This is a genomic window from Maribellus maritimus, from assembly GCF_022267315.1.
Taxonomy (GTDB): domain Bacteria; phylum Bacteroidota; class Bacteroidia; order Bacteroidales; family Prolixibacteraceae; genus Draconibacterium; species Draconibacterium maritimum.
In genome coordinates, this window is record NZ_JAIKLE010000037.1 from 12,812 (window position 1) to 35,716 (window position 22,905).

Consider the following 22,905-nt stretch of genomic DNA (forward strand, 5'->3'; position numbering starts at 1 on the left):
TTTGTACCTCCTCTTAATCAACTATTGCTTTTACAACTTCCAGGGCTTTTTCTGCATCACTTTCATTCACAAAAAGCCGAATTGCAGAAGGAACACCATCAACAAAGCCAGCTGCAATGCCCTCTTTAAATCTATCTTTAATAATAGAATTTATTCCTTTTTGTTCCAGTTCAGCTTTTAAGCGTTGAATAATTACTTCACCACCCGTATAAATCAAAATAAGTCTGCCAGAATTTTTCATATATTTTCGGATTTAAGAGTTAATCTTCCATTTCATTTAAAATTTGTTCTACCTGCTCGTTGGTTTTTTGCAATTTGTCTTTACATATTTTTAGCAAAACGGAAACCCGTTTTACCTTTCCGGCCAGTTCATCCACATCCAGTTCTTCATTTTCAATCTTATCCAAAATCTCTTCAATTTCGGTTATAGCCTCGTTATATGTTGTTTTTTTAGCTACCATCATTTTCTTTTTTTGTGATTTTACTTTTTACTTTTCCATCGGCAAAGCGGGTCTCAATGTTATCTTCAATCTGTAAATCGCTTACCGACTTTATTATTTTTCCTTCTTTTAATGTAAGTGTATAACCTCGTTTCAATACATTTTCAGGATTTAATAAACGCATGCTACTCTCGTTTAAATGAATCCTTTCTTTTTCTTTCAGAACAAAATTCTGAACTACTTTTCCGGTTAAACTGCCCAAATTCTTCACCTTTGATTTTTCCTGTAAAAGAACCTCTCCGGCAACTCTTTTTAAAATCCTTCGTTTCTGGTTAAACCGGTTTTCTTTTTTTATACTCCACATTGAAACCGCCGATTTCACATCGTGTTTAAAGTTACTTAATTCCACACTTCTGCGAAAAGAGAAACGATTGATATTTTGCTGAAATTCATTTCCCAATTTAATTAGTCGTATATTTTTGTCAGAAATAAATCCGGAGACCAAATGTTGAAGTTTTTCTGCCTTTCGTTCCATGTTTCCCTCTTCAAAGTCAAGTCTTTCGCGTACTAAACTAACAACGTTGTTTTCCAGTTGAAGTAGTTTTTCATAAAAACGTTCCATTCCTGAAACAAGAAATTCAGCAACTGCAGTTGGAGTCTTTAACCGCGTATGTGCCACTAAATCGATAATCGTATCGTCTTTCTCGTGGCCAATTCCTGTAATTACAGGCAAAGGAAATTGAGTAACATTAAGTGCCAGTTCATAATTGTCAAAACTACTTAAATCGGCTGTGGCTCCTCCGCCCCGGATGATAACAACAGCATCAAAAAAGTCCTCATACTGAAAGATTCGCTCCAAAGCCTGAATAATCGTCGGTACAGCTTCTGCTCCCTGCATATAAGCTTCAAACAAATGGGTATAAAAATAAAAACCATATTCGTTGTTATCCAATTGGTTCTGAAAATCCTGGTAACCTGCTGCCGTTTTTGATGAAATAATGGCAATTTTCTGTGGAACCTCCGGCAATTCCAGTTCCTTGTTCATATTAAAAACACCCTCACTTTGGAGGCGTTCAATGATTTCCTTTCGTTGTAAAGCGAGGTCGCCAACAGTATAAGTAGGGTCAATATCTTTGATATTCAGGCTTAAACCATACGACGCGTGATACTCCACAGTAACCTGTACCAAAATTTTTATTCCCTGAGCAAATAACTGCCCGGTGGTGGTTTCAAAATAAGGTTTTAACATTCGGTAGGTATACGACCAAATGGTTGCCCTTGAACGTGCTACAATTTCCTTTTCTTCCTTTTCAATCAACTCCAGATAACAATGCCCACTCCTGTTTTCTTTCATTTCACTTATCTCAGCAACCACCCAAATCGTTGACGGGAACGCATCAAACAGCACTTCTTTTATCAAAACGTTTAATTGAGAAAGTGAAAGTTTTTGCTCCATATTAACGGACTTTACTCAGTTTTACTGATTCGGAACCTGTATCTGAATCAATCCTTAAAATTAACAAACCCGGTGGAAGCGATTGTAAATTATTTAGTGAAATTTGAGTTGCAGTTTCTCTTTCTTCTTTTAACAGCAAACGTCCGTCTGCCGAAAAGATAGAGATATGAATCGTTTGATTTTGGATTTTTCCTGTGTTTTGTATTAGAAAATTCCCGGCAAAAGGATTGGGTGCCACCTGCCAGTTACTATTTTCGTTTCTGTTCTGCTCAGTAACATTATACACAAGAGTAGGATCAAGAATCTGCCGGGCTATCTTCATATCCGGGATGCCGTATCCAAGCAATGAATCCGGTGAATCATATAAATGTGCGCTTTGTTCCAGAGCATCTTTTATTTCCTGTGCCGATGCAGTTGGATTGGCCTGCCACAAACAGGCTATCATTCCTGCCAAAACAGGGGAAGAAAACGATGTTCCGCTGCTGTAGCCCAAATTACCATTACTGTTAACAAGGTAGGTACTCCAGCCTACAGCCGACAAATTGGGTTTAATATCACCGTCGGAAGCTGGACCGTAGGAAGTAAAGTTGGAAGCAAATCCAAATTTATTTGTAGCTCCTACCCCAATTACATTATCCCCGTCAGAAGGAGCAATAATGTATTTCCATTGGGTATTCCCTTCATTTCCGGCGCTGTTAATGACCAGCATACCACGGGAAAAAGCAATATTGGCTGCCCTGGTTACTCGTGTCGTTTTCCCGTCCATATCCGCGTAGGTGTGATTTGTTATTGTGTCGTCAAATTCATAATAACCAAGTGATGAATTAATGATATCTGCTCCTACACTATCTGCAAACTCAGCAGCAGCAACCCAGTTGTCTTCTTCAATAATATATTCAGAACCTTCTTCTTCCGACCGAATTAACCAATAGGATGCCTCAGGAGCGGTCCCGATTAACTCTCCGGGCACAAAGCCGCCCATACAGGAAAGAACACTCATTCCGTGATAATTGGTCTGAAAAAAATCGCTGCTATCATTTACAAAATCACGGTTTCCTAAAATTCGGTTGTTAATCCACAAGCTATCAAAAGCGGGGTAGATATCTGCGTTTAGAAATCCACCATCCAGCACGGCAATTTGTTTTCCTTCCCCAAAATAATCGAGTTGATGTAAATACTGTCCGTTTAATAATCCGGTTTGATAAACTGATGGCCCGTACCAACTTGTGTCGACGGGCAGATTATCACGCCAGGCATCAGGTTCATCAAACTTATTAACGGTACTCTTTACCATTAAGGCCGGCTTGGTCAACTGAACCTCTGTAACAAAAGGAAAAGACAAAGCCACTTGTTCAAAACTATCAATTTCAACTTTAACAGTAATTCCATTTAACCATTTTGAAGAATGTACCAGTGAAACTCCTGGCCGGATAATTTGCGATATATATTCCTGATTAACGGGCAAATCCAGCGAGTCAATGAGAATGTTTTGCACTTTGCGACGCTGAATTGCTCTTTCTGACAAATATTCTTCAGGATTCTCAAGTGAATAAGCAGTATTACTTTTATCTGAAAATGCAACCCAGTAAAAATCCTGAGCCTTTATCCCGTTTACAGCAAACAACAACAACAGGGTGAAAACAGGTAGCTTATTTTTCATTACTGGCTTCTCATTTTAAAGAATGATCAAATTACAAATTAATCCGGTATTACCTATAGATATTCATTTTCATCATATATTCCGACGGATTATCCATATATTTTTCTGGGTCGACTATTTGTTCCTTTCCGCTTTCCATATTTTTCATCTGAAGATTGTCGATACTGTCTCTTACTTCCGGATTCAACAAAACGCCTTCATTATAAAACAACGAATAAAGCGAATCGCCACGAGGATTAAAAAATTTCCACTCACCGTGGCGCAGGCTGTTTTTATATTCGGCTTCCATTTCTATGTCCCCATTTTGGTAGTATGAGATACAAAGCCCGTTGCGCATGTTATTGCTAAATTTACACTGCATAAAAGGCTCTCCGTTTGTATAAAACAACCGGTAATCGCCTTCCTTTTTCCCATTTTTCCAATCGGCTTTCTCCAAAACTTCACCTGTATTATAAAATCTAAGGCATTCACCGTCTTTTATCCCATCTTTATATTGTTCGAGGGCTATTTTTACATTGTTGGCATACAAAGTCCAGCTCCCTTCCTTCTTTTCATTAACATATGATCCTTCCGCTACTTTTTTACCCCAAACATCAAACAGTTGAGTATAGGCAGTATCCGAATTTTCAGCATAATTAATAATAGCCTTTACCTGTCCTCCTTCGTGAAAACGTTTCCATTCGCCCACAGGTTCTCCGTCTTTAAAATAACCTTCGTAGAGTAAACGCCCGTTTGGTTGCTGCTTTTTCCATAACCCTTGACGCAAGCCGTTCACATCGGTTTGATTGATTTGCGAAAAAGAAACAACCGGCAGAAAAATCAATAAAAACACAAGGTTCCTTTTCATATTGATCGTTTTAAAAAAAACTACAAATTAACGAATTTATTTTATGGTATTTTCTTTTGACATTGAACGCCCGTTTCAAAAAATAAAAACTCACTGAACATTATTTTGTAATTTTGAAAAATCGTTGAAAAAGAACAGATATAAATTTATTTTCCTGATATGCTTTGCTTATTTTCGAGTGTTTAAAATTTTCTGCAGAAGTAATTTTACCGAAAAAAAGCACCATGGAAAAGCATGATTTGAAAATAATAGCCTTTAAAAATTCATTAAAAAAGCAAATCGTGGATGTATGGGAACAATCGGTTCGCGCTACCCACAGCTTTTTAAAACCAGATGATTTTGAGGGGATAAAGAAACTGGTTTCCGAAATGGATTTTAGTGCATTTGATTTGCATTGTTTGGTGGACAACCACAAGGTAATTGGCTTTGTCGGCGTTGCGGATAAAAAAGTAGAAATGCTTTTTCTTTTGCCAGGCTATTTTGGACAGGGACTTGGAAAGAAACTAATGAATTTTGCGTATACTGAACTCGGAGCCAGTGAGGTTGATGTTAATGAACAAAATACAGGTGCAGTCGCGTTCTATAAAAAACTGGGATACGAAATTTATGAAAGAGCTGATAAAGACGAACAGAAAAGAGATTACCCGATTTTAAAAATGAAACGAAAAACGAACAAGCCAGATGGAACCCAAAATTAAACGATTGGAAGAAACTAAACTGGTTGGAAAAAGTGTAAAAATGTCGTTTGCAACCAACAGGACTTTTGAGTTGTGGCGAAATTTTATGCCGGAAGAAAGCATCATAAAAAATAGAATTTCCGATGATTTATATTCGGTTGAAATTTTTGAGAATAGTCTTTTTTTCAAAAAATTCACCCCTGAAAAGGAATTTCAAAAATGGGCTGCTGTAAAAGTCAGCGATTTTGAAACAGTTCCGGCAGGTATGGATAAACTTATTATTCCAGAAGGAGTGTACGCTGTATTTTTCTATAAAGGAAAAGCAAGTAAAGTGACAGAAAAGTATCAGTATATTTTTAAAATCTGGTTTCCAAATTCAGAATATGAATTGGATGATCGGCCACATTTTTCTTTAATGGGCAAAAAATACAAAAATGAAGATCCCGATTCGGAAGAAGAACTCTGGTTCCCGGTAAGAAAAAAATAAAAGCTCTACCCCAAAGGGCAGAGCTTCTGATTTGTCAAGGCAATGTATATAATTATGCTAAATATGACTCTAGCATCCAAATTTGTTTTTCAGCAAATCCGATCCAGTCGCTCATAAGAGAAGCAGTCCCCTCGTCCCCTGCTTCTTCGGCAGCTTCCATTATTTCATTAAAACTTCCCAGTAAAAATCGAGTATTCTCCAAAACTGATTCAACACCTGTTTTGCCCTCAGAAATATTTTTAACTTCTTTCAAAGTTGCAGTTTGAACATAGTCTCCAAAAGTATGCAACGGCTCTCCACCTATCATTAAAATGCGTTCTGCAATTTCATCAATCACTTCGGACGCCTGATTATACAGTTCTTCATACTTTTCATGAAGCATAAAAAACATAGCACCTTTTACATTCCAATGCAAACCTCTAAGATTCTGATAATAAATTTGATAATCGGCCAATAACTTGTTTAACTTTTCAACTAATTTTTGATTTTCAGTTTTCATAATATACAATTTTTAATGATTATTATTTTTCGTTAAGTCAAATATACTATAATTAATATTTACTATTTTTATACTACTATTATTATAAATTATAAATATCTATTTTGAACAAATGATTGATTTAAACTATGAATTTCACACAACTTGAATATTTAAAAGAATTGTATATACAAGGAAGTTTTTCATTGGCTGCCCGGCACTTGAAGATTACTCAACCTGCCCTGAGTCTTCAAATTCAGAAATTAGAAGAAGAAATTGGCTTTACATTACTTGACAGGACAAAACGCCCCTTGCAGTTTACCGAAGAAGGAAAATATTTTTACCATAAATCCATTGACATATTGAAAATGGTGGAAGAGCTTAAGCAAACAAGTTTTGAATTAAGCGAGGAAGTTAAAGGAAACGTACAGGTAGGAATTATTCCAACTTTGGCCCCCTACCTTGTGCCATTGTTTATAAACGAGTTGAACCGATCGTATCCGGATTTACAAATTGAAGTTACAGAGTTTAAAACCGAAGATATTATTTCAAAATTAAAACTCGGAGATTTGGATTGTGGTATTCTTTCAACCCCTGTGTCAGCGGGCGGCGTGCTTTTCGAAGCGCTTTTTTATGAACGCTTTTATGCATACATTTCCGAAGATCACCAATTATTTGACCGTAAAAAGATTAATATAGACGAATTAAGTGAAGAAGAAATCTGGTATCTGGAGGAAGGGAATTGTTTCCAAAATCAGGTAAATTCTATCTGTAAAATCAATTACCAGAAAAAAACTTCACAAAACCTGATTTACCGGAGTAGCTCTATTGAGTCGTTACGCAGGATTGTGGAAAATAAAAACGGAATAACTTTTTTACCCGAACTTGCGACAATCAATATTCCTTCTGAACTTGAAGAATTGATAAAAGAATTTTCGGGAGAACAACCGGTAAGGGAAATCAGTTTGGTCGTTTCAAAAAACTATTCTAAAAAAAGACAGATTGCCGCTCTAAAAAAAGTTATTTTGGATAGTATCCCGCAACGAATGATTAATCAGCCCGAAAGCTGGGTGGTTGACACTCTGGTACAGGTAAAATAAAAGCCCTCCCGCTTAAAGCAGAAGGGCTAATCTATTTTTTAATCAAGAAATTATTTTACTTCCTCAAAATCTACATCCGTAACTTCGCCATCATCTTTCGACTTGCTTTGCGATTGTCCACCCTGGTCGCCTCCGGTTGGTCCTCCCTGTGGCCCCCCCTGAGCATCGCCACCCTGGGCTTGCTGCGAAGCATTATACATTTCCTGAGATGCTGCCTGAAACACTGTATTCAACTCATTCATAGCAGTATCGATGGCTGCTAAATCCTGACTTTTGTGTGCTTCCTTTAATTTTGCCAACGCATCTTCAATCGGTTTTTTCTTATCGGCCGGAATTTTATCGCCAAACTCTTTTAATTGCTTTTCCGTTTGGAAAATCAAACTGTCAGCCTGGTTAATTTTGTCAGCTTTTTCTTTTACTTGTTTATCTGCTTCAGCATTTGCTTCTGCCTCAGCTTTCATTTTTTTGATTTCGTCATCCGACAAGCCAGATGAAGCTTCAATCCTGATAGATTGTGATTTTCCTGTTGCTTTATCTTTTGCATTTACATGCAGAATACCATTGGCATCAATGTCGAAAGTTACTTCAATCTGAGGTATGCCACGTGGTGATGGCGGAATTCCGTCGAGGTGAAATCTCCCAATTGTTTTATTACCCGAGGCAATTGGGCGTTCCCCCTGAAGAACGTGAATTTCAACAGAAGGTTGGTTATCAGCCGCAGTCGTAAAAGTCTCCGATTTTTTTGTTGGAATTGTTGTATTGGCTTCAATCAACTTGGTCATTACGCCACCCATGGTTTCAATCCCTAACGAAAGTGGAGTAACATCAAGCAGCAACACATCTTTTACTTCTCCGGTTAAAACACCGCCCTGAATAGCAGCACCAACAGCTACAACTTCATCAGGATTTACACCTTTTGAAGGATTCTTTCCAAAAAACGCTTTTACTTTCTCCTGAATTGCCGGAATACGCGTTGACCCTCCAACCAAAATTACTTCATCAACATCACTTGGCGACATTCCTGCATTTTTTAAAGCTTTTTTACAAGGCTCAATGGTTGCATTGATCAGTGTGTCAGCTAATTGTTCAAATTTTGAACGCGACAGGGTTTTCACAAGGTGTTTTGGTACGCCGTCAACTGGCATAATATAAGGCAGATTAATCTCAGTTTGAGAAGAGCTTGAAAGTTCAATTTTTGCTTTTTCAGCTGCTTCTTTCAAACGTTGCAGAGCCATAGGATCTCTTTTCAAATCCACGCCTTCATCTTTTTTAAACTCATCAGCTAACCAATCGATAATAACCTGGTCAAAATCATCTCCTCCAAGATGCGTATCACCATCGGTTGATTTTACTTCAAAAACTCCGTCACCCAATTCCAGGATTGAAATATCGAAAGTACCACCACCAAGGTCAAATACCGCAATCTTCATGTCTTTGTCCATCTTATCCAAACCATAAGCCAATGATGCAGCAGTAGGCTCGTTGATAATACGACGAACATTTAAACCGGCAATTTCACCAGCCTCTTTTGTTGCCTGACGCTGTGAGTCGCTAAAATAAGCCGGCACAGTAATTACGGCTTCACTTACTTCCTGTCCGAGGTAATCTTCAGCTGTCTTTTTCATTTTCTGAAGTACCATAGCTGAAATTTCCTGTGGTGAATATTTTCTGTCGTCTATTTGTACTCTTGGCGTATCGTTGTCACCTTTCACGACTTTGTAAGGTACGCGTTCAATTTCTTTTGAAACCTGCGCATATGTCTCACCCATAAAACGTTTAATAGAGAAAACCGTTTTTTGCGGATTGGTAATGGCCTGACGTTTCGCCGGGTCTCCAACTTTTCTTTCTCCATTTTCAACAAAAGCAACAATAGAAGGCGTAGTTCTTTTTCCCTCGCTGTTAGGAATTACTACGGGTTCGTTTCCTTCCATTACGGATACGCATGAATTTGTGGTCCCTAAATCAATTCCAATTATTTTTCCCATTGTATTATGTATTTCGTTATCAATTTCAAAATTTCGATTCTATTTAATCAATGACTATGCCATGCCATTATCCGTGATTAATGGCGAAATTATGACACGGATAGAATTAAAATTCACAAAAATCCTGTCAAATCCGGTGACAAAAAGGCAGAAAATAATTCTTTAAAGTCTAGAAAATGGCGTAATTGATTCCGATTTGATTTCCAAAATGAAATTGGGAGTTGCTTGCTATATGCACGCGATCATTCCATTTGTAAAAACACAGCAATCCAACAGAGGCTTTTAATCGTGGGGAAAAATAATAATAAAGATTTCCATCTAATGTACACGTGATATCATTAAAATCAGAAAAGTAATCGCCTTCGTGAATATAATCAGTTCTTTGATAAGAGGTACGTGCCGATAAAGATGCAGATGTACGTGTATTTAGAAACCAGTCGTATCTGTATGTAATATCACCTTTCAAAATATTGTAATCCTTCAGTATCGAGGAAACACTCTTGTTAATAAAATAATGAAGTACGGAAAGGTTAGCAGAAAAAAAACGTTGCCATTTTATTCCAACAGGTTTGTATGAATTAAAAGAAATATTTCCACCTGCTATCTCGTTATAGTAATGATTTTTGTTTATAACAAATGTCTCCTCTTAGAGCTGATTGTTCTCGTTATATTTTGTTTTATCAAACTGGTAAAAGAGGCTTCCAAAAGCATTAAATTGGAAACGAGTTCCTGAATACCTTATCTCATCTCCGTACAACCACATGTCATTTAAAGAAGTGAAGTAAGTTGCGTCGCTCTCGTTGACAAGCCCCAAATGGTTTATAAGTGAATCGAGAGTCTCGATTTCATAAATCCTTCGTAAACGGGAGTCAAAAAAACGTTGGTTTCGAAGCTGTGCTATTTGATTCGCCAACTGTAAAATCTCGTTTTCGCCCGGAAGCCTGTTCAAACGATCGTTCTCAAATAAATCTTCAAATATATATATATATAGCCCTTCGTAAATCGCCAATCTGTTCAATTCGTCCAATTCCTCCGCCAACTTCCATTTCAGGATTTAAAAATAAACTTCTTGAATAATACTTATCATCTTCGTCTTCGTTTACTATATCTTTTTCGTAATCGGAATAGCTATATGTATTCAGAACCGGAGACCAAAAGAAAAACCATCGGTCATCGTTATTAAAGTAAATTCTTTTATCAAAACCGCCATCGAAATAGAAGTTATAGCTATCATCTTTCACATAACGAACATCGCCGGCATCTTCCCAGTTTAAATTAATATCTGATGAAAGATTGCTCCATCCGTTCATCTGAATCCGATCTGAATTGAAATAATAGGAATAATTAGCCTTAAGATTATTGTTTAAAATGAAAATAGAAACATCGGGATTATCTTCATAGGAACTTTTTGAATAACTATTAGCATATTGCAAACTAAAATCCAACTGATGTCTTTTAATCTCCGGCAATTTGTAAGTTGATAAATCGATGTTCTCGAACTGCGCATTTGTTGTTATAAATACAAAAAGAAAAAATGCAAAGGGTATAAAATGTTTCATGATTTTGTTTTTTTTGATTTGAATCTGAAATAACAAATTACGATCCAACCATACGACATAAAACTTTATAATCATTATTAATAGTTGTGAAAAACACTTGTGACAAGAAGAGAATTTCCACTTCTTTTCAAATTTTATATTAAATTCGGTCACTCATTTGCAATAAATTTAAAAAGCATGGCAAAAAATATTACCCGAACTGAACCTCAAAAACGATTGTATTCACTCGATGCTCTTCGTGGATTTGATATGTTCTGGATCATAGGAGGAGGAACCCTGGCAATTATAATTTCACAATTAACCGGTGCCGGTTGGCTTGAACATCAAATGCACCACATTGAGTGGAACGGATTTCATTTTGAAGATCTGATTTTTCCATTGTTTATGTTTATTTCAGGCGTTGCGATTCCGTTTGCGGTAAAATCGAAACTGGAAAAAAATGTTCCAAAACAAAAAATGTTCTGGAAAGTTTTTAGACGGTTGGTTATTCTCATCCTTCTGGGGATATTGTACAACCGGACATTTAAAAATGGTTTTGAAAACGGAAGGATTGCGAGTGTACTTGGCCAGATTGGGATTGCCTATTTTTTTGCTTCTCTAATCGTGATCTATTTCAAATCGTTTAAAAGTCGTTTGATATGGCTGGCGGGTATTTTAATTGGCATTGGAATTATTCAGCTACTCATACCTGTACCCGGTTTTGGAGCAGGGGTTTTAACTCCTGAAGGATGTATTAACGGATATATTGACCGTATGCTTTTACCCGGGAGATTAAACGATGGTATATTTGATCCGGAAGGAATATTATGTAGCCTCTCTGCTACAGGAGTAACTCTAATGGGAACCATCGCCGGAAACATTCTTCGAAAAAAAACAACCACCGACTGGCAAAAAATTGGCTATATGGCGGCTACCGGGGTTGGATTAATTGTTTTAGCACTGGCATTTTCTACATTCTACCCCATTATAAAAAAATGCTGGACTTCTACATTCAATTTACTTACTGGTGGAATCAGCTTTTTACTGCTGGCTTTATTCTATCTGGTTATCGACCATTGGGGGTTTAAAGGTTGGGCTTTCTATTTCCGAATAATTGGTATGAATTCTATTTTCGTTTACTTGTTTAAACGAATGATTAATGTTAATGAAGTGACGCTATCTTTCTTTGGATGGCTTGTAAAACCTCTCAATAAAGGAATGGCCGAATTATTTATTTCAATAGGAACACTTGCAATTCTTTGGTTGCTTCTTTATTATATGTATAAGAAAAAAATATTCCTGCGTGTGTAACATTAATTAGTAGCGACTTTTATAAATAGCCAGCGAAAATTCGGGACCTGTCATCATAAACTCTTCGCCGTCTCCTATTTTCCATGCAAAAGAAAAATTGACACGTGTTTTTGAATTTACCTGTCTGTAATATTCTATATATGGGATAAAATTATGTTTTACCGGGTCAAATTCATCCCAGTCGTATATCACTACTCCCGGAATATATTTCAGGCCAAATCCGAATTGCGATTTAAGGTTTGGATAATATGTCCAACCGATATTGCTTTCAAGAGTTGCCCAGTCATGATGTTTGTAATGGTTGTAACTTAAATTTATACTAAAATTACTGTTCCAGCTTGTATTTACATACTTTGCTCTGTCATATTGCATAAATCCACCATAATAAAAGTCAGGTTCACGATTGTAATAATTAAAAAACGGCCCCAATTCCAAACGCGAACCACTTAAACGAGGCATAAATTCGCCCAGTTCCCAATCTGTTTGAGGTATTTCCGGATTGGCCAGAAACATTGATGTACGCAGAAAATCTACAATTTCGGATAGTTCTGCATCATAATTTTTCTCTAAAGAAGGATCACGCTGAAGTTTTAGTTCTGTAATTTTATTGGCCAGTCTTTCAATTTCCTCATCCGAAAAAAGACGTCCTTTATAATATTTATTTAACAAGTAGTCGGCTACCATGTAATGGTTCATAGGATTCAATTTTCCCATTCCCCACCCCGCATTGGCTGAGAAACCATATCTAAATTTATTATCTAAGCCCTTCTCGTCAAAATCCGACCAGTTTTCAGAAGAATCCTGGGTTGCCCCATCAATACTCTGGTGAAACAAATCATCGCGAACCCAAGCATTAACTTTAACAAGTGTATAATTTCTATCATCGTAATAAAACCGGCTGCTGTAATCAACCGCCAATTTGCTTCGCAAACCAACGGTTGTCTGGTCTCCGTCAACCATTTGCAAAGAGGTGCTGTCACTCCAGCTTCCTACACCAAAAAAAGGTCCGATATCCAATGTCAAATCGATAAATTCCTGTTTGTAGCTTAAATAATTCCATATCCGGTTTTCAAACTGAAATCCGGCAGAACCCGTAAAACGTTCCTCGTTTTGTTTCGATTCATCGGTACGAATTTCTTCCCTCTCATTTGAACCACTGAAATAAACACCGGTATTCAATTCCTTTTTTATAAAAAAATATACTTTCGAAGTATCTTTATTCTGGCTACCGTCGTTATTTGAGGCAACTCCATAAAAATTTCCGCAAAATATAAACAAAAGAAAAAAAGTGGCGGTGATGAGTTTCTTCATACAATTCTTTTTCTAATTAAAAAACGCAAAGTAAATAAACCTTAATTAATCTGAATTATTCACGCGGTTAATAAACGTTAAGCAGGCGAATTTAATATGCGAAATAAGGATTAATTTTGTCCGGGTAAAAACCTTTGGTTATTTTTACCGGACTAATTTGAAAACAAAATTCTATGTCAGTACATAGTGAAAATAGAAAAGTAACCACCCATCGTTTGTCGGAAATGAAATTGCGTGGCGAAAAAATATCGATGCTAACTGCCTATGATTACAGTATGGCTCAATTAGTTGATGAAGCGGGAATCGATGTGATTTTGGTTGGCGACTCAGCATCAAATGTGATGGCAGGAAACGAAACAACTTTGCCCATTACGCTTGACCAAATGATTTACCACGGAACGTCGGTAGTAAAAGCAGTTCAGCGCGCACTCGTTGTGGTCGATCTTCCTTTTGGAACTTATCAGGGGAATTCCCGCGAAGCATTGAGTTCGGCCATTAGAATAATGAAAGAAACAGCAGCCGACGCAGTAAAACTGGAAGGTGGGAAAGAAGTTCTTGAATCGGTCAACCGCATTCTTTCTGCAGGTATCCCAATTATGGGGCATCTTGGATTAATGCCTCAATCAATTCATAAATTTGGTACCTACACAGTACGGGCAAAAGAAGAGGCCGAGGCTGAGAAATTGATTAGCGACGCACAACTGCTGGAAGATGCCGGATGTTTTGCTATTGTTTTGGAAAAAATCCCGGCCAAACTTGGGAAACAGGTAGCTGAAAAAGTGAAAATTCCGGTAATTGGAATTGGTGCCGGTGGTGGTGTGGATGGACAAGTGCTTGTAATACATGATTTACTTGGTATTACACAACAATTTTCACCTCGCTTTTTAAGAAGATATCATAACCTCGCAGCAGAAATTAAAGGTGCTGTTGGAAATTACATTACAGATGTTAAGTCGCAGGATTTCCCCAACGAAAAGGAGCAGTATTAAAAATAAATAAAAGACGAACAGAAATCAGACAAAGTGGTAAAGGTAGTATACGAAGACAATCATATTATCGCAATAAATAAGGAAGTTGGAATTGCCGTTCAAAGCGACATTACCGGTGACGAAACACTTCTGGACATTGTTAAAGCTTACCTTAAAAAAAAATACAACAAACCGGGCAATGTATATTTGGGTTTGCCCCACAGGCTCGACAGACCAACCAGCGGACTTGTTATCCTGGCGAAAACAAGTAAAGTGTTGCCCCGGCTAAACCGACTTTTTCAAACCAGGGGACAGGTAAAAAAAACATATTGGGCTGTTGTTGACAAAAGGCCTCCCAAATACATGGACACACTGGAACATTATCTCACAAAGAACCAGGAAAAAAACAAAAGTTTTGCTTACAATCAAAAACGACAAGATACCAAACTTGCAAGTCTTACCTATCGCCATGTGGCAAGTTCCGACAGGTATCATTTATTGGAAATTGAACTGCACACGGGCAGACACCATCAAATCAGAGTTCAGCTAAAACAAATTAAACTGCATATTAAAGGCGATGTTAAATACGGTTTTCCGAGACCAAACAATGATAAGGGAATTCATTTGCATGCGCGTAAAATCGAATTTATCCATCCGGTAAAAAAGGAACCTATCACAATTGTTGCCGACCCACCGGATGATGTTTTATGGAATGAATTTCTGAAAATGTTTCGCGACAATCGGTTTAGTCCAGTGAATCCGGTTTAAAAGCAAATGGAAGTAAACTATCCACACCTTCAAAAACAAGAATTTTATCGTCTCCGTCAAGAATAATACGAATGGGTTTATGAAATCGCGTTTCTGTTTCAATCATCGCCTGCCTGCACGAACCACATGGTTTTACCGGATCCAATACCAGGCCTGAACTGTTCTCTGCGGTTACAGCTATTCTTTTAACCGCGACATTCGGAAAATTTGCGTTGGCATAAAAAAGCGCCGTTCTCTCAGCACACAAACCAGAAGTGAAAGCAGAATTTTCCTGGTTATTTCCATTTACAATTTCACCATTCTCAAGTTGTATTGCCGCCCCAACGTGAAATTTAGAATAGGGAGCATAAGCATTTTTTGAGGCTTTTCGCGCCGCCAGAACCAGCTCCCTATCCTCTTTTTGCAACTCCCCTATATTATCAAATTCAAAATGAACAATCCGTAATTCGTTTTTACGCATATCTTTTGTTTTACTCAAAAATACAATTAAAATTGTTAAAAAGGGACGAAGGCTTTTGTCTCACATCATAAAATAAGCATTGCGACGTTAATTCACTAAAACTTGTTTATAAAAAAAAGTTACAACACGCAATTAAATTGTTGAAGTAATTATTTTTACCGGGCGTTTGAAACGAAACAACTCATGAGAAATATATTTTTATTTATTCTATTCCTATTTACAACACAATCTGCTTTTTCACAACAATCCCGTCACGATTATATAGCCAAATACCAAATGCTGGCCATCGAAGAAATGAATAGAAGCGGAATTCCGGCAAGTATAACCATGGCGCAGGCTTGCCTTGAATCCGGTGACGGAAACAGTGAACTGGCCCGGAAATCGAATAACCATTTTGGTATTAAATGCAAATCAAACTGGAAAGGGAAAAAAGTATACCACGACGATGATGCCAAAAACGAATGCTTTAGAAAATACAGAACGGTAGAAGAATCGTTTGTTGACCATACTGATTTTCTAATGAATAATGCACGTTATAGTTTCTTGTTCGAACTCGACCCAACCGATTACAAAAGCTGGGCCCGTGGATTAAAAAAAGCCGGTTATGCAACAGCCGGACACTACGACAAAACACTGATAAAAATTATTGAAGACTTTAAATTATTCAGGCTTGACTATGAAATTTCGTTTGAGCAAATTGGAGCTTACCGGGATAATCCAATTACCAACCAGGGAATCTCAAACACGCTTACAATTAATCCTTACAGGGCACACAAGGTAATAAACATGAATAATTTAGATGCTGTTGTTGCAAAAGAAGGAGATACTTATGAAATCATAGCCCAGGAGTTTGATTTGAGAAATTGGGAACTTTATAAGTTTAACGACCAACCCAAAGGATATGTTCCACTGGAAAATGAAGTAATCTATATTGAAAATAAAAAAAGAAAGGCATCACGAAAAGATAAAGTTCATCGTGTTGAAACGGGAGAAACCATGCACTATATTTCACAAATGTATGGGATAAAACTCAAACCTCTTCGGAGAAGAAACGATATAAAAAAGGGAGAACAACCACAACCCGGAGAAGTGATTCAACTGCGGAAAAAAGTAAAAAAATAACTAAGCTGATTTTAACGACATTTTATAAAACAGATACCGAAGCAACACCCTATCAACAAACAAAATAAAGACAACAAGAATGTTAATTCCGGCTACCCACGAAATATTTGATAAAAGGAAAGTTGTCCATTCTTTTAAATCGGCTGTAAACCAAATAAAAGCCATTACCGCAGCGACTGCCAAAATTCCTGCAATTACTCCCAAATAAATAAGGAATTCCTTGAAATACGATTCCCACGCAAATTTACGCCCCGCTTTATTAGCTACCATATCGGCAAAATCTTCAGGCAACGAATACTGCGGTTCCAATTTTAATATTTCATTTAAAATGCCTTCTGAATCTGTAGATGTATTTCTATTCTGCATAATGCACAAAAATATTTGTTTTTTCATTTTTTGCTACCTGTTCCAGCTTTTCTTTTAAAATTTTTCTGGCTCTCGACAAATAGCTTTTTATTGTACCTTCCGGCATCCCTGTAATTTGCTCTATTTCTCTGTACGAAAATTCTTCCAGATGAAAAAGCGTTAACACAGTTCGGTAATGCACCGGAAGTTCTTCAATCAACTGCAAAAGGTATTTTTTAACTTCTTCTTTTTCTACTATTTCCTGGTTTATCGATGTATCCTGTTCCCCCGAAATTAATGCTGGTTGCTCATCATACGAATGTTCCGCCTGCCGGATTTGTTTTCTGACATGCGAAATACTTGTATTATATGCTATTGTAGCAATCCACGTTGAAAGCCGCGAATCACCCCTGAAACGTTTCAACTTCCGAAATACCTTAATAAACACTTCCTGACAAACATCTTTTACATCGTCCTGCGATTGAACAATACGCCCAACAACATGCAAAACAAGCCTTTCGTGCTTTGCGACCAAAAAGCGGAAGGCATTTTCATTCCCGCTTAAAACCTGTTGAACCAGTTCTGTATCATTCATATTCATTGTATCAGACTCTGTGATCTAAAAAATGTTGCAAAAATATCTATGTTTTTTTGGGGGCAGTCAACCGGGCTTTCCGTTTTAGTTCCCTTGCAGGTTCCGGTTCCTGCGATGCTCCAAAAACGGGCTTCCTCCGGTCGCCGTTTCCGGGCAACAGTCACACTCACCTTCTGCGGCAAGCTGTCACTTCAATCCCTGCCTGAAAATATTTTTCAAAAAAAATTGAAAAAGTTGCAACATTTAACTACACAAAAAAGTCAAACGGTCAGAATGTCAAATTAAAAACAAAATAAAATGAATGTAATGGGAGATGTTTTAATACCTGCAGTAATTTTTTTCGGAATGTATCACATCATTAAACTAATTTCCGAACACCTGCTAAAAAGAAAACTGATAAAAGCAGAACAATATGACAAAGCTGGAATTCTGGAACCACCGAAATCTGTTTCAGAAGAAGGGAACAAGTATCCGTCTTTAAAGTGGGGACTGGTTGCCTTAATGACCGGACTGGGATTTATAATTATCGAAGTAATGCGCCTGGTCAATCCAAATTTAATCGATTACCACAATGCTGTTTTGCCCATTGGAATTTTGCTGGTATTTGTTTCTTTGGGCTTCCTTATTTATTTCTTTATCATGAACGGGAGGAAAAAAAAGTAGAAAACAAAGTTCTAAAAAATAATAAGGGCTCTGTCTTTCAGGGCCTTTTTATTTGAATTTACATTCGCCAATTTGCTGAAACCCCCTTAAAAAATCGCCTGTTTTCATCCGCTTTTTACCGGCAATCTGCAAATCGGTAATTTCCAGCCATCCATCACAACAAGACACAGCCAAAAACGTTTTTCCATCGATCCTTATAGTACCCGGTTCTACTGAATTCTCTTTTCCACCTTTTTGTGCAAAAAATATTTTTGTTTGCCACTCATCACCTGTTTCTTTGTTAACAAGTATTGTCCATGCGGCCGGATAAGGCGATAAGCCACGAATCAAATTTCGGACTGACTCTGTACTTTTTTCCCAATTAATTTTACAATCTTCTTTAAAAATTTTAGGTGCGTGTTTTATTTCACTTTCTTCAATCAACTCCGATTGTGAAACAGGTTGAATGCCTCCTTCCGCAATTGCATCTACCGTTTCCACCACCAACTTGGCACCAATTTCCATTAGGCGGTCATGAACATCTCCGACTGTATCATTTTCTCCAATTTCAATTTCGCGCTTAAACAAAATCTTTCCGGTATCTATTTGTTGATCAAGTAAAAATGTAGTGACTCCTGTTTTATTCTCACCGTTTATAACCGCCCAATTTAGAGGCGCCGCTCCCCTGTATTGAGGTAACAATGAACCATGTAAATTAAATGTCCCAAAACGGGGCATTGCCCAAACTGCCTCAGGCAGCATCCGAAAGGCAACAACAACCTGCAAATCGGCTTCCAGACTTTTCAATTCTTCCAAAAAGGCAGGATTTTTAAATTTATCGGGTTGCAATACATTTAATCCCTTGTAAATCGCATATCTTTTCACTGCCGATTCTGCCAGTTTCTTCCCTCTTCCTGCAGGTTTATCGGGAGCAGTAACCACTCCAACAACATTATAACCACCTTCAACCAGAGCGTGTAAACTTGCCACGGCAAAATCGGGTGTTCCCATAAAAACAATACGCAACTCTTTTCCTTTCATTTATCCTCTTTTTAAACCGGTACGTAAATTTGTATTTCCCTTCTGAGCTTTTGGCCAGTAAGGACAGTGTCTGCAACCATTCGAACAACAATAACCACGGTTAATCAAATAACGCTCTGTCATTACACGATAACCCTTCTCCATGTAAAAATCAACACCTTCTGTTAAATCGCTGTTGAAACCCAAATCATTACCAAAAATATCATCAAAATACCCCATTCAAAAATTTTTCCCAAAACTAAACATTATCTTTAAAACAAAAACGAATAAAAATGGGAATCGAAAGAGACTATCTTATGAGACAACTAATGATGCTTTTCGAAGTAATTCATAAAATACTCAGGCATCGGAAAAAAAGGAGAAAATGAAGAAGCGGAGAAAGAGATTCAATATTTTTACAAATGCCTGAAAATTGATGATGATATCCACAAACTCAGCATAGAAAAATTTATTGATGTTTTGGTCTCCCAAAAAAAACTCACCAACGAACACCTTGAAATGATTGCTTCGGTTATGAAAGAACAGGGAGAAATGGCAGAAACAGAAAATAAAAAACTAAATTATTTTAATAAGGCCTATTTTTTACTAAACAAAGTTGAGATGGAAAGTACTTCATTTTCAATGGATCGTCAGATGAAACTTACAGAATTAAGACAAAGTTTGCCCGACTAACTGTTAAAGAAAAAACAATGCCACACCACCAACAGTAATAAGGGCACCTAAAATCTCTTTCCAATTTACTTTTTCGCCAAACCAAATAACGGAAGGAGCAATAATAAGAACCGGCGAAATTGCCATTAACGTTGCAGCCACACCCGCCTCTGTATGTTGAACTGCAAGAAGAGAAAAAGAGACACCCAAAAACGGGCCAAAAAATGCACCAAGTGTTATTCTTTTCATTGCTGGAGCATGTTTTAACGCGGCCCAGACACGCGGCCACCGCTTCATAAAGACAAACAAAACTGAGAATCCGGCAACTCCTGCTAAAACTCTGATTTGCGAAGCGGAAAAAGCGTCATAGCTTCCCATTCCTTTTTTACTCAAAACCAAACCTGTTGCCTGGCCCATAGCTCCTCCAACAGCCAGCAGAATTCCCTGCAAAGAATAACCCGATTTGAGCTTCCGAATGATCTCTCCGTTTTGTTCTGTTTTTTCTCTTTTCAAAATAACAAGTATAATTCCAGCCATTGTAACCATCATTCCCAACCAATTTGACGGTGTTAAAGTTTCTTTCAGTATAAGCCAGCCAATAAACGCTGTAAAAGGCGGTGCAAGCGCCATCATCAACATTGAAATACGGGCTCCAATAACCACAAATGCCTGAAATAAAAGCAAATCACCAATAACAAAACCAACCATACCTGAAAGTACTAACCATTTCCACTGAAAAAAAGTAGCATCTGACGGAAAGAAAAAGCCACGGGAAAACCAACTGTAAAAGCCAATAAAAAAGAACGCCATTACCAGTCGGATTAAATTGACCGCCAAAGAACCCACCTTTTTTCCTGCCGATTCAAATGCCAAACTTGTTACCGTCCAAAAAACGGCAGTCAGGATACCCGCTATTTCACCGAAATATTGTTGCATAATTTGGTGGCAAATGTAATCATTTCGCGTATCGAAACTGGCAGAAAAAATCTCTTTTTGACAGGGAAGTTGAAAATTTCGGATAAAAAAAGGCAAGCCTCTCGGCTTGCCTAAACCCTGTTTTGTGTCTTTCTTATTACCCTTACTTTTTATCTCTTAATTTTTCCCCTTATTTTTTATCTTTCTTTTTAATCCTCGCTTGCAACACTGACTTTTTCATGATTTTTGTTTTATTCTTTTAAAACATCAAGCATTACTGTACCAATATTATTACAACACAAATGCCAAAACACATAAAAAACTAACAAACAACAACATACAAAAAGAACCAACAAAAAAAATAGATTCAAATCAGGACTACATTCCCAAAACAAGACTCAGGTCCATTTTAAACAACAAAACAAAATCAAGGCCAGAACCGGACAAGGAAAGAAATTCAACTTCTTGTGTATGCTGTTTATCAAAGTATCCCTCGTCTTAAATATTGAAAGCTATTTTAAAAATTATATAATCTTTTCATTTAAAAATACATTTAATTTGTATTCACAAAACAAGCACTTTATTCATTTGTTTTTTAAATTGAACATCATGGAACTAATAGAAAAATATTTTGCTGAACTATGGTACCTCCTTTTGGAAATGGCTCCATGGTTAATGCTTGGACTTGTTTTTGCAGGAATACTAAAAGTATATTTTCCTCAAAAACATATTGACAAATATTTAGGCAAATCCAATTTCAAATCGTCACTAAATGCTTCTCTACTTGGAATTCCAATGCCACTTTGCTCATGTGGAGTAATTCCCACCGGAATTTCATTTTTCAAAAACGGGGCATCGAAAGGGGCAACCAACTCCTTTTTAATTTCGACACCACAAACCGGAGTTGATTCAATATTGGCTACCTATTCAATGTTAGGCTGGCCTTTTGCTGTCTTGCGACCGGTTGTTGCATTCTTCACAGGAATTCTGGGGGGTGTTTTTACCAATATTTTTATAAAAGAAAAAACAACACCTAAATCGCCCTTTGGAAATTTTAAAATTGACACCGCTAAATTGGAAAAATCCGGAGCGACATGTGATGACAATTCATGTGGTTGCCACGAGCCCAAAACCACTGACAAAAGACACTCGATAATCCGGGCCGCAGATTATGCCTTTTTTGAACTTCTTCAGGATATTGCCAAATGGTTAGTTATTGGTTTTTTAGCAGCAGCATTAATCTCAGTTGCTTTACCCAACGATTTTTTTAGCTCTTTCCAGGGAATGGGGCTGGTTGAAATATTAGTTGTTCTTGCAGCTTCTGTACCAATTTACATATGTGCCACAGGGTCAATCCCAATAGCAGCAGTGCTTCTTATGAAGGGCGTTTCTCCCGGGGCCGCCTTGGTTTTCCTAATGGCAGGGCCTGCTACCAATGTGGCAACTATGACTGTACTCGGGAAAACAATGGGACGAAAATCTTTAGCAGTGTATCTGACAACGATAATAGGAGGAGCTGTTTTATTCGGTTTATTAACAAACTGGTTATTACCAACCGATTTTATTCTAAGTAAAGTAGTACACATACACGACGGGAATCATGAAATGCTACCTTACTGGTTGCAATTAAGTTCAGCTGTAATACTTGTATTTTCAATGATAGGCGGTTATTTTTACTCGAAATTAAGCAAACAAAGGAAAATGAAAAAAGAGGAAGGTATTACCGTAAATGTTTCCGGAATGACTTGCTCGCATTGTGAAGCATCAGTAAAAAATAATCTCGAAAAAATAGATGGCATAAATACAGTTATTGCCGACAATAATAGCGGGACAGTAAAAATTACCGGAAAAAATATTAATCTCGAAAAAATAAAACAAACGGTTAACGGCTTAGGCTATAAATTTATGGAATAACACTTCCAAATTAAAAAATAGCTTTTTTATACAAAGCACGACAGATATTTAACGTTTTTCACAAAAGACAAAATGGACATTTGTTCTGCAAAACACTTACCCGCATTTTATCTTTTAAAAAAAATCCAATAAAAAGTCGTAAACACTCTTTCTTTTTTCTCTCAGGATTTATATTTTGCGAGCGATTTATATCG

Annotated in this window: 27 protein-coding genes; 10 read left to right on the forward strand and 17 right to left on the reverse strand. The window is 37.2% G+C overall.

The annotated features are described in order from the left end of the window. Positions 1-13 precede the first annotated feature (13 nt). The 5 genes from K5G00_RS23510 to K5G00_RS23530 are packed head-to-tail and all read right to left on the reverse strand — an operon-like array spanning position 14 to position 4,403. The gene (locus tag K5G00_RS23510; RefSeq protein ID WP_238768952.1) at positions 14-241 is read right to left on the reverse strand and encodes a putative signal transducing protein; all 228 of its coding nucleotides are present in this window, start codon (positions 239-241) and stop codon (positions 14-16) included. A 19-nt stretch (positions 242-260) separates the two neighbouring features. Then, positions 261-464, reverse strand: coding sequence for an exodeoxyribonuclease VII small subunit (gene xseB / locus K5G00_RS23515; RefSeq protein ID WP_238768953.1), 204 nt, complete (start codon positions 462-464; stop codon positions 261-263). Then, positions 451-1,896, reverse strand: coding sequence for an exodeoxyribonuclease VII large subunit (xseA, locus tag K5G00_RS23520; RefSeq protein WP_238768954.1), 1,446 nt, complete (start codon positions 1,894-1,896; stop codon positions 451-453). The genes xseB and xseA overlap by 14 nt, the downstream gene beginning before the upstream one ends. A 1-nt stretch (position 1,897) precedes the next feature. Next, a complete protein-coding gene (locus tag K5G00_RS23525) occupies positions 1,898-3,556 on the reverse strand; it encodes a S8 family serine peptidase (RefSeq protein WP_238768955.1) in 1,659 nt (552 codons plus the stop codon). A 49-nt stretch (positions 3,557-3,605) separates the two neighbouring features. Continuing rightward, the gene (locus K5G00_RS23530) at positions 3,606-4,403 is read right to left on the reverse strand and encodes a toxin-antitoxin system YwqK family antitoxin (RefSeq protein ID WP_238768956.1); all 798 of its coding nucleotides are present in this window, start codon (positions 4,401-4,403) and stop codon (positions 3,606-3,608) included. A 224-nt stretch (positions 4,404-4,627) separates the two neighbouring features. Here K5G00_RS23530 and K5G00_RS23535 point away from each other — a divergent pair, with 224 nt between their 5' ends. Continuing rightward, entirely contained in the window at positions 4,628-5,101 is a 474-nt protein-coding gene (locus K5G00_RS23535) for a GNAT family N-acetyltransferase (protein ID WP_238768957.1), read from the forward strand. Then, positions 5,085-5,567 (forward strand): GyrI-like domain-containing protein, encoded by a 483-nt coding sequence (locus tag K5G00_RS23540; protein ID WP_238768958.1) that lies wholly within the window; start codon positions 5,085-5,087, stop codon positions 5,565-5,567. Before K5G00_RS23535 ends, K5G00_RS23540 begins: the two co-directional genes overlap by 17 nt. A gap of 52 nt (positions 5,568-5,619) precedes the next feature. Here K5G00_RS23540 and K5G00_RS23545 read toward each other — a convergent pair whose 3' ends face one another. Further along, entirely contained in the window at positions 5,620-6,066 is a 447-nt protein-coding gene (locus tag K5G00_RS23545; protein ID WP_238768959.1) for a Dps family protein, read from the reverse strand. Between the two features lie 128 nt (positions 6,067-6,194). Between K5G00_RS23545 and K5G00_RS23550 the strand changes: the two genes are divergently transcribed. Further along, complete coding sequence (locus tag K5G00_RS23550; RefSeq protein WP_238768960.1) at positions 6,195-7,145, forward strand: hydrogen peroxide-inducible genes activator; 951 nt, start codon at positions 6,195-6,197, stop codon at positions 7,143-7,145. Positions 7,146-7,195: 50 nt separating this feature from the next. Here the strand turns inward: K5G00_RS23550 and dnaK are convergent, their stop codons facing one another. The 4 genes from dnaK to K5G00_RS23570 form a co-directional block, all read right to left on the reverse strand. Beyond that, positions 7,196-9,130: a molecular chaperone DnaK gene (dnaK, locus tag K5G00_RS23555; RefSeq protein ID WP_238768961.1), complete on the reverse strand. Its 1,935-nt coding sequence runs from the start codon at positions 9,128-9,130 to the stop codon at positions 7,196-7,198. Between the two features lie 169 nt (positions 9,131-9,299). After that, positions 9,300-9,596: a hypothetical protein gene (locus K5G00_RS23560; protein ID WP_238768962.1), complete on the reverse strand. Its 297-nt coding sequence runs from the start codon at positions 9,594-9,596 to the stop codon at positions 9,300-9,302. 180 nt (positions 9,597-9,776) lie between these two features. Then, entirely contained in the window at positions 9,777-10,169 is a 393-nt protein-coding gene (locus K5G00_RS23565) for a hypothetical protein (protein WP_238768963.1), read from the reverse strand. Next, positions 10,102-10,689, reverse strand: coding sequence for a hypothetical protein (locus tag K5G00_RS23570; RefSeq protein WP_238768964.1), 588 nt, complete (start codon positions 10,687-10,689; stop codon positions 10,102-10,104). Before K5G00_RS23570 ends, K5G00_RS23565 begins: the two co-directional genes overlap by 68 nt. 177 nt (positions 10,690-10,866) lie before the next feature. On the opposite strand from K5G00_RS23570, the gene K5G00_RS23575 reads away from it, so the two are divergent. Beyond that, positions 10,867-11,979, forward strand: a complete 1,113-nt coding sequence (locus K5G00_RS23575; RefSeq protein ID WP_238768965.1) for an acyltransferase family protein — start codon at positions 10,867-10,869, stop codon at positions 11,977-11,979. Between the two features lie 6 nt (positions 11,980-11,985). Here K5G00_RS23575 and K5G00_RS23580 read toward each other — a convergent pair whose 3' ends face one another. Then, entirely contained in the window at positions 11,986-13,290 is a 1,305-nt protein-coding gene (locus tag K5G00_RS23580; RefSeq protein WP_238768966.1) for a hypothetical protein, read from the reverse strand. A gap of 173 nt (positions 13,291-13,463) precedes the next feature. Here K5G00_RS23580 and panB point away from each other — a divergent pair, with 173 nt between their 5' ends. After that, the gene (gene panB, locus K5G00_RS23585; protein WP_238768967.1) at positions 13,464-14,279 is read left to right on the forward strand and encodes a 3-methyl-2-oxobutanoate hydroxymethyltransferase; all 816 of its coding nucleotides are present in this window, start codon (positions 13,464-13,466) and stop codon (positions 14,277-14,279) included. Positions 14,280-14,312: 33 nt separating this feature from the next. Continuing rightward, a complete protein-coding gene (locus tag K5G00_RS23590) occupies positions 14,313-15,026 on the forward strand; it encodes an RluA family pseudouridine synthase (protein ID WP_238768968.1) in 714 nt (237 codons plus the stop codon). Here the strand turns inward: K5G00_RS23590 and K5G00_RS23595 are convergent. Then, the gene (locus K5G00_RS23595) at positions 15,004-15,486 is read right to left on the reverse strand and encodes a cytidine deaminase (RefSeq protein WP_238768969.1); all 483 of its coding nucleotides are present in this window, start codon (positions 15,484-15,486) and stop codon (positions 15,004-15,006) included. The genes K5G00_RS23590 and K5G00_RS23595 overlap by 23 nt on opposite strands. Before the next feature lie 183 nt (positions 15,487-15,669). Between K5G00_RS23595 and K5G00_RS23600 the strand changes: the two genes are divergently transcribed. Continuing rightward, a complete protein-coding gene (locus tag K5G00_RS23600) occupies positions 15,670-16,608 on the forward strand; it encodes a glucosaminidase domain-containing protein (RefSeq protein ID WP_238768970.1) in 939 nt (312 codons plus the stop codon). Here K5G00_RS23600 and K5G00_RS23605 read toward each other — a convergent pair whose 3' ends face one another. Both K5G00_RS23605 and K5G00_RS23610 read right to left on the reverse strand, forming a co-directional pair. After that, the gene (locus tag K5G00_RS23605) at positions 16,609-16,974 is read right to left on the reverse strand and encodes a hypothetical protein (RefSeq protein ID WP_238768971.1); all 366 of its coding nucleotides are present in this window, start codon (positions 16,972-16,974) and stop codon (positions 16,609-16,611) included. It lies immediately after the preceding gene. Next, the gene (locus K5G00_RS23610; RefSeq protein ID WP_238768972.1) at positions 16,964-17,548 is read right to left on the reverse strand and encodes an RNA polymerase sigma factor; all 585 of its coding nucleotides are present in this window, start codon (positions 17,546-17,548) and stop codon (positions 16,964-16,966) included. The genes K5G00_RS23605 and K5G00_RS23610 overlap by 11 nt, the downstream gene beginning before the upstream one ends. 297 nt (positions 17,549-17,845) lie before the next feature. Here K5G00_RS23610 and K5G00_RS23615 point away from each other — a divergent pair, with 297 nt between their 5' ends. Further along, positions 17,846-18,211 (forward strand): DUF6249 domain-containing protein, encoded by a 366-nt coding sequence (locus tag K5G00_RS23615; RefSeq protein ID WP_238768973.1) that lies wholly within the window; start codon positions 17,846-17,848, stop codon positions 18,209-18,211. 48 nt (positions 18,212-18,259) lie between these two features. On the opposite strand, the gene fmt is transcribed toward K5G00_RS23615, so the two are convergent. Together fmt and K5G00_RS23625 are read right to left on the reverse strand one after the other, a co-directional pair. Further along, complete coding sequence (fmt, locus tag K5G00_RS23620; protein WP_238768974.1) at positions 18,260-19,231, reverse strand: methionyl-tRNA formyltransferase; 972 nt, start codon at positions 19,229-19,231, stop codon at positions 18,260-18,262. Beyond that, positions 19,232-19,450, reverse strand: coding sequence for a DUF5522 domain-containing protein (locus K5G00_RS23625; protein WP_238768975.1), 219 nt, complete (start codon positions 19,448-19,450; stop codon positions 19,232-19,234). Positions 19,451-19,690: 240 nt separating this feature from the next. Here K5G00_RS23625 and K5G00_RS23630 point away from each other — a divergent pair, with 240 nt between their 5' ends. Next, a complete protein-coding gene (locus K5G00_RS23630; RefSeq protein WP_238768976.1) occupies positions 19,691-19,903 on the forward strand; it encodes a hypothetical protein in 213 nt (70 codons plus the stop codon). Positions 19,904-19,906: 3 nt separating this feature from the next. Here K5G00_RS23630 and K5G00_RS23635 read toward each other — a convergent pair whose 3' ends face one another. Continuing rightward, the gene (locus K5G00_RS23635) at positions 19,907-20,818 is read right to left on the reverse strand and encodes a DMT family transporter (RefSeq protein ID WP_238768977.1); all 912 of its coding nucleotides are present in this window, start codon (positions 20,816-20,818) and stop codon (positions 19,907-19,909) included. A 588-nt stretch (positions 20,819-21,406) separates the two neighbouring features. Between K5G00_RS23635 and K5G00_RS23640 the strand changes: the two genes are divergently transcribed. Continuing rightward, positions 21,407-22,711 carry an SO_0444 family Cu/Zn efflux transporter gene (locus K5G00_RS23640; RefSeq protein WP_238768978.1) on the forward strand — a complete coding sequence of 435 codons (1,305 nt, stop codon included), beginning with the start codon at positions 21,407-21,409 and terminating at the stop codon, positions 22,709-22,711. The last annotated feature ends 194 nt before the right edge of the window (positions 22,712-22,905 follow it).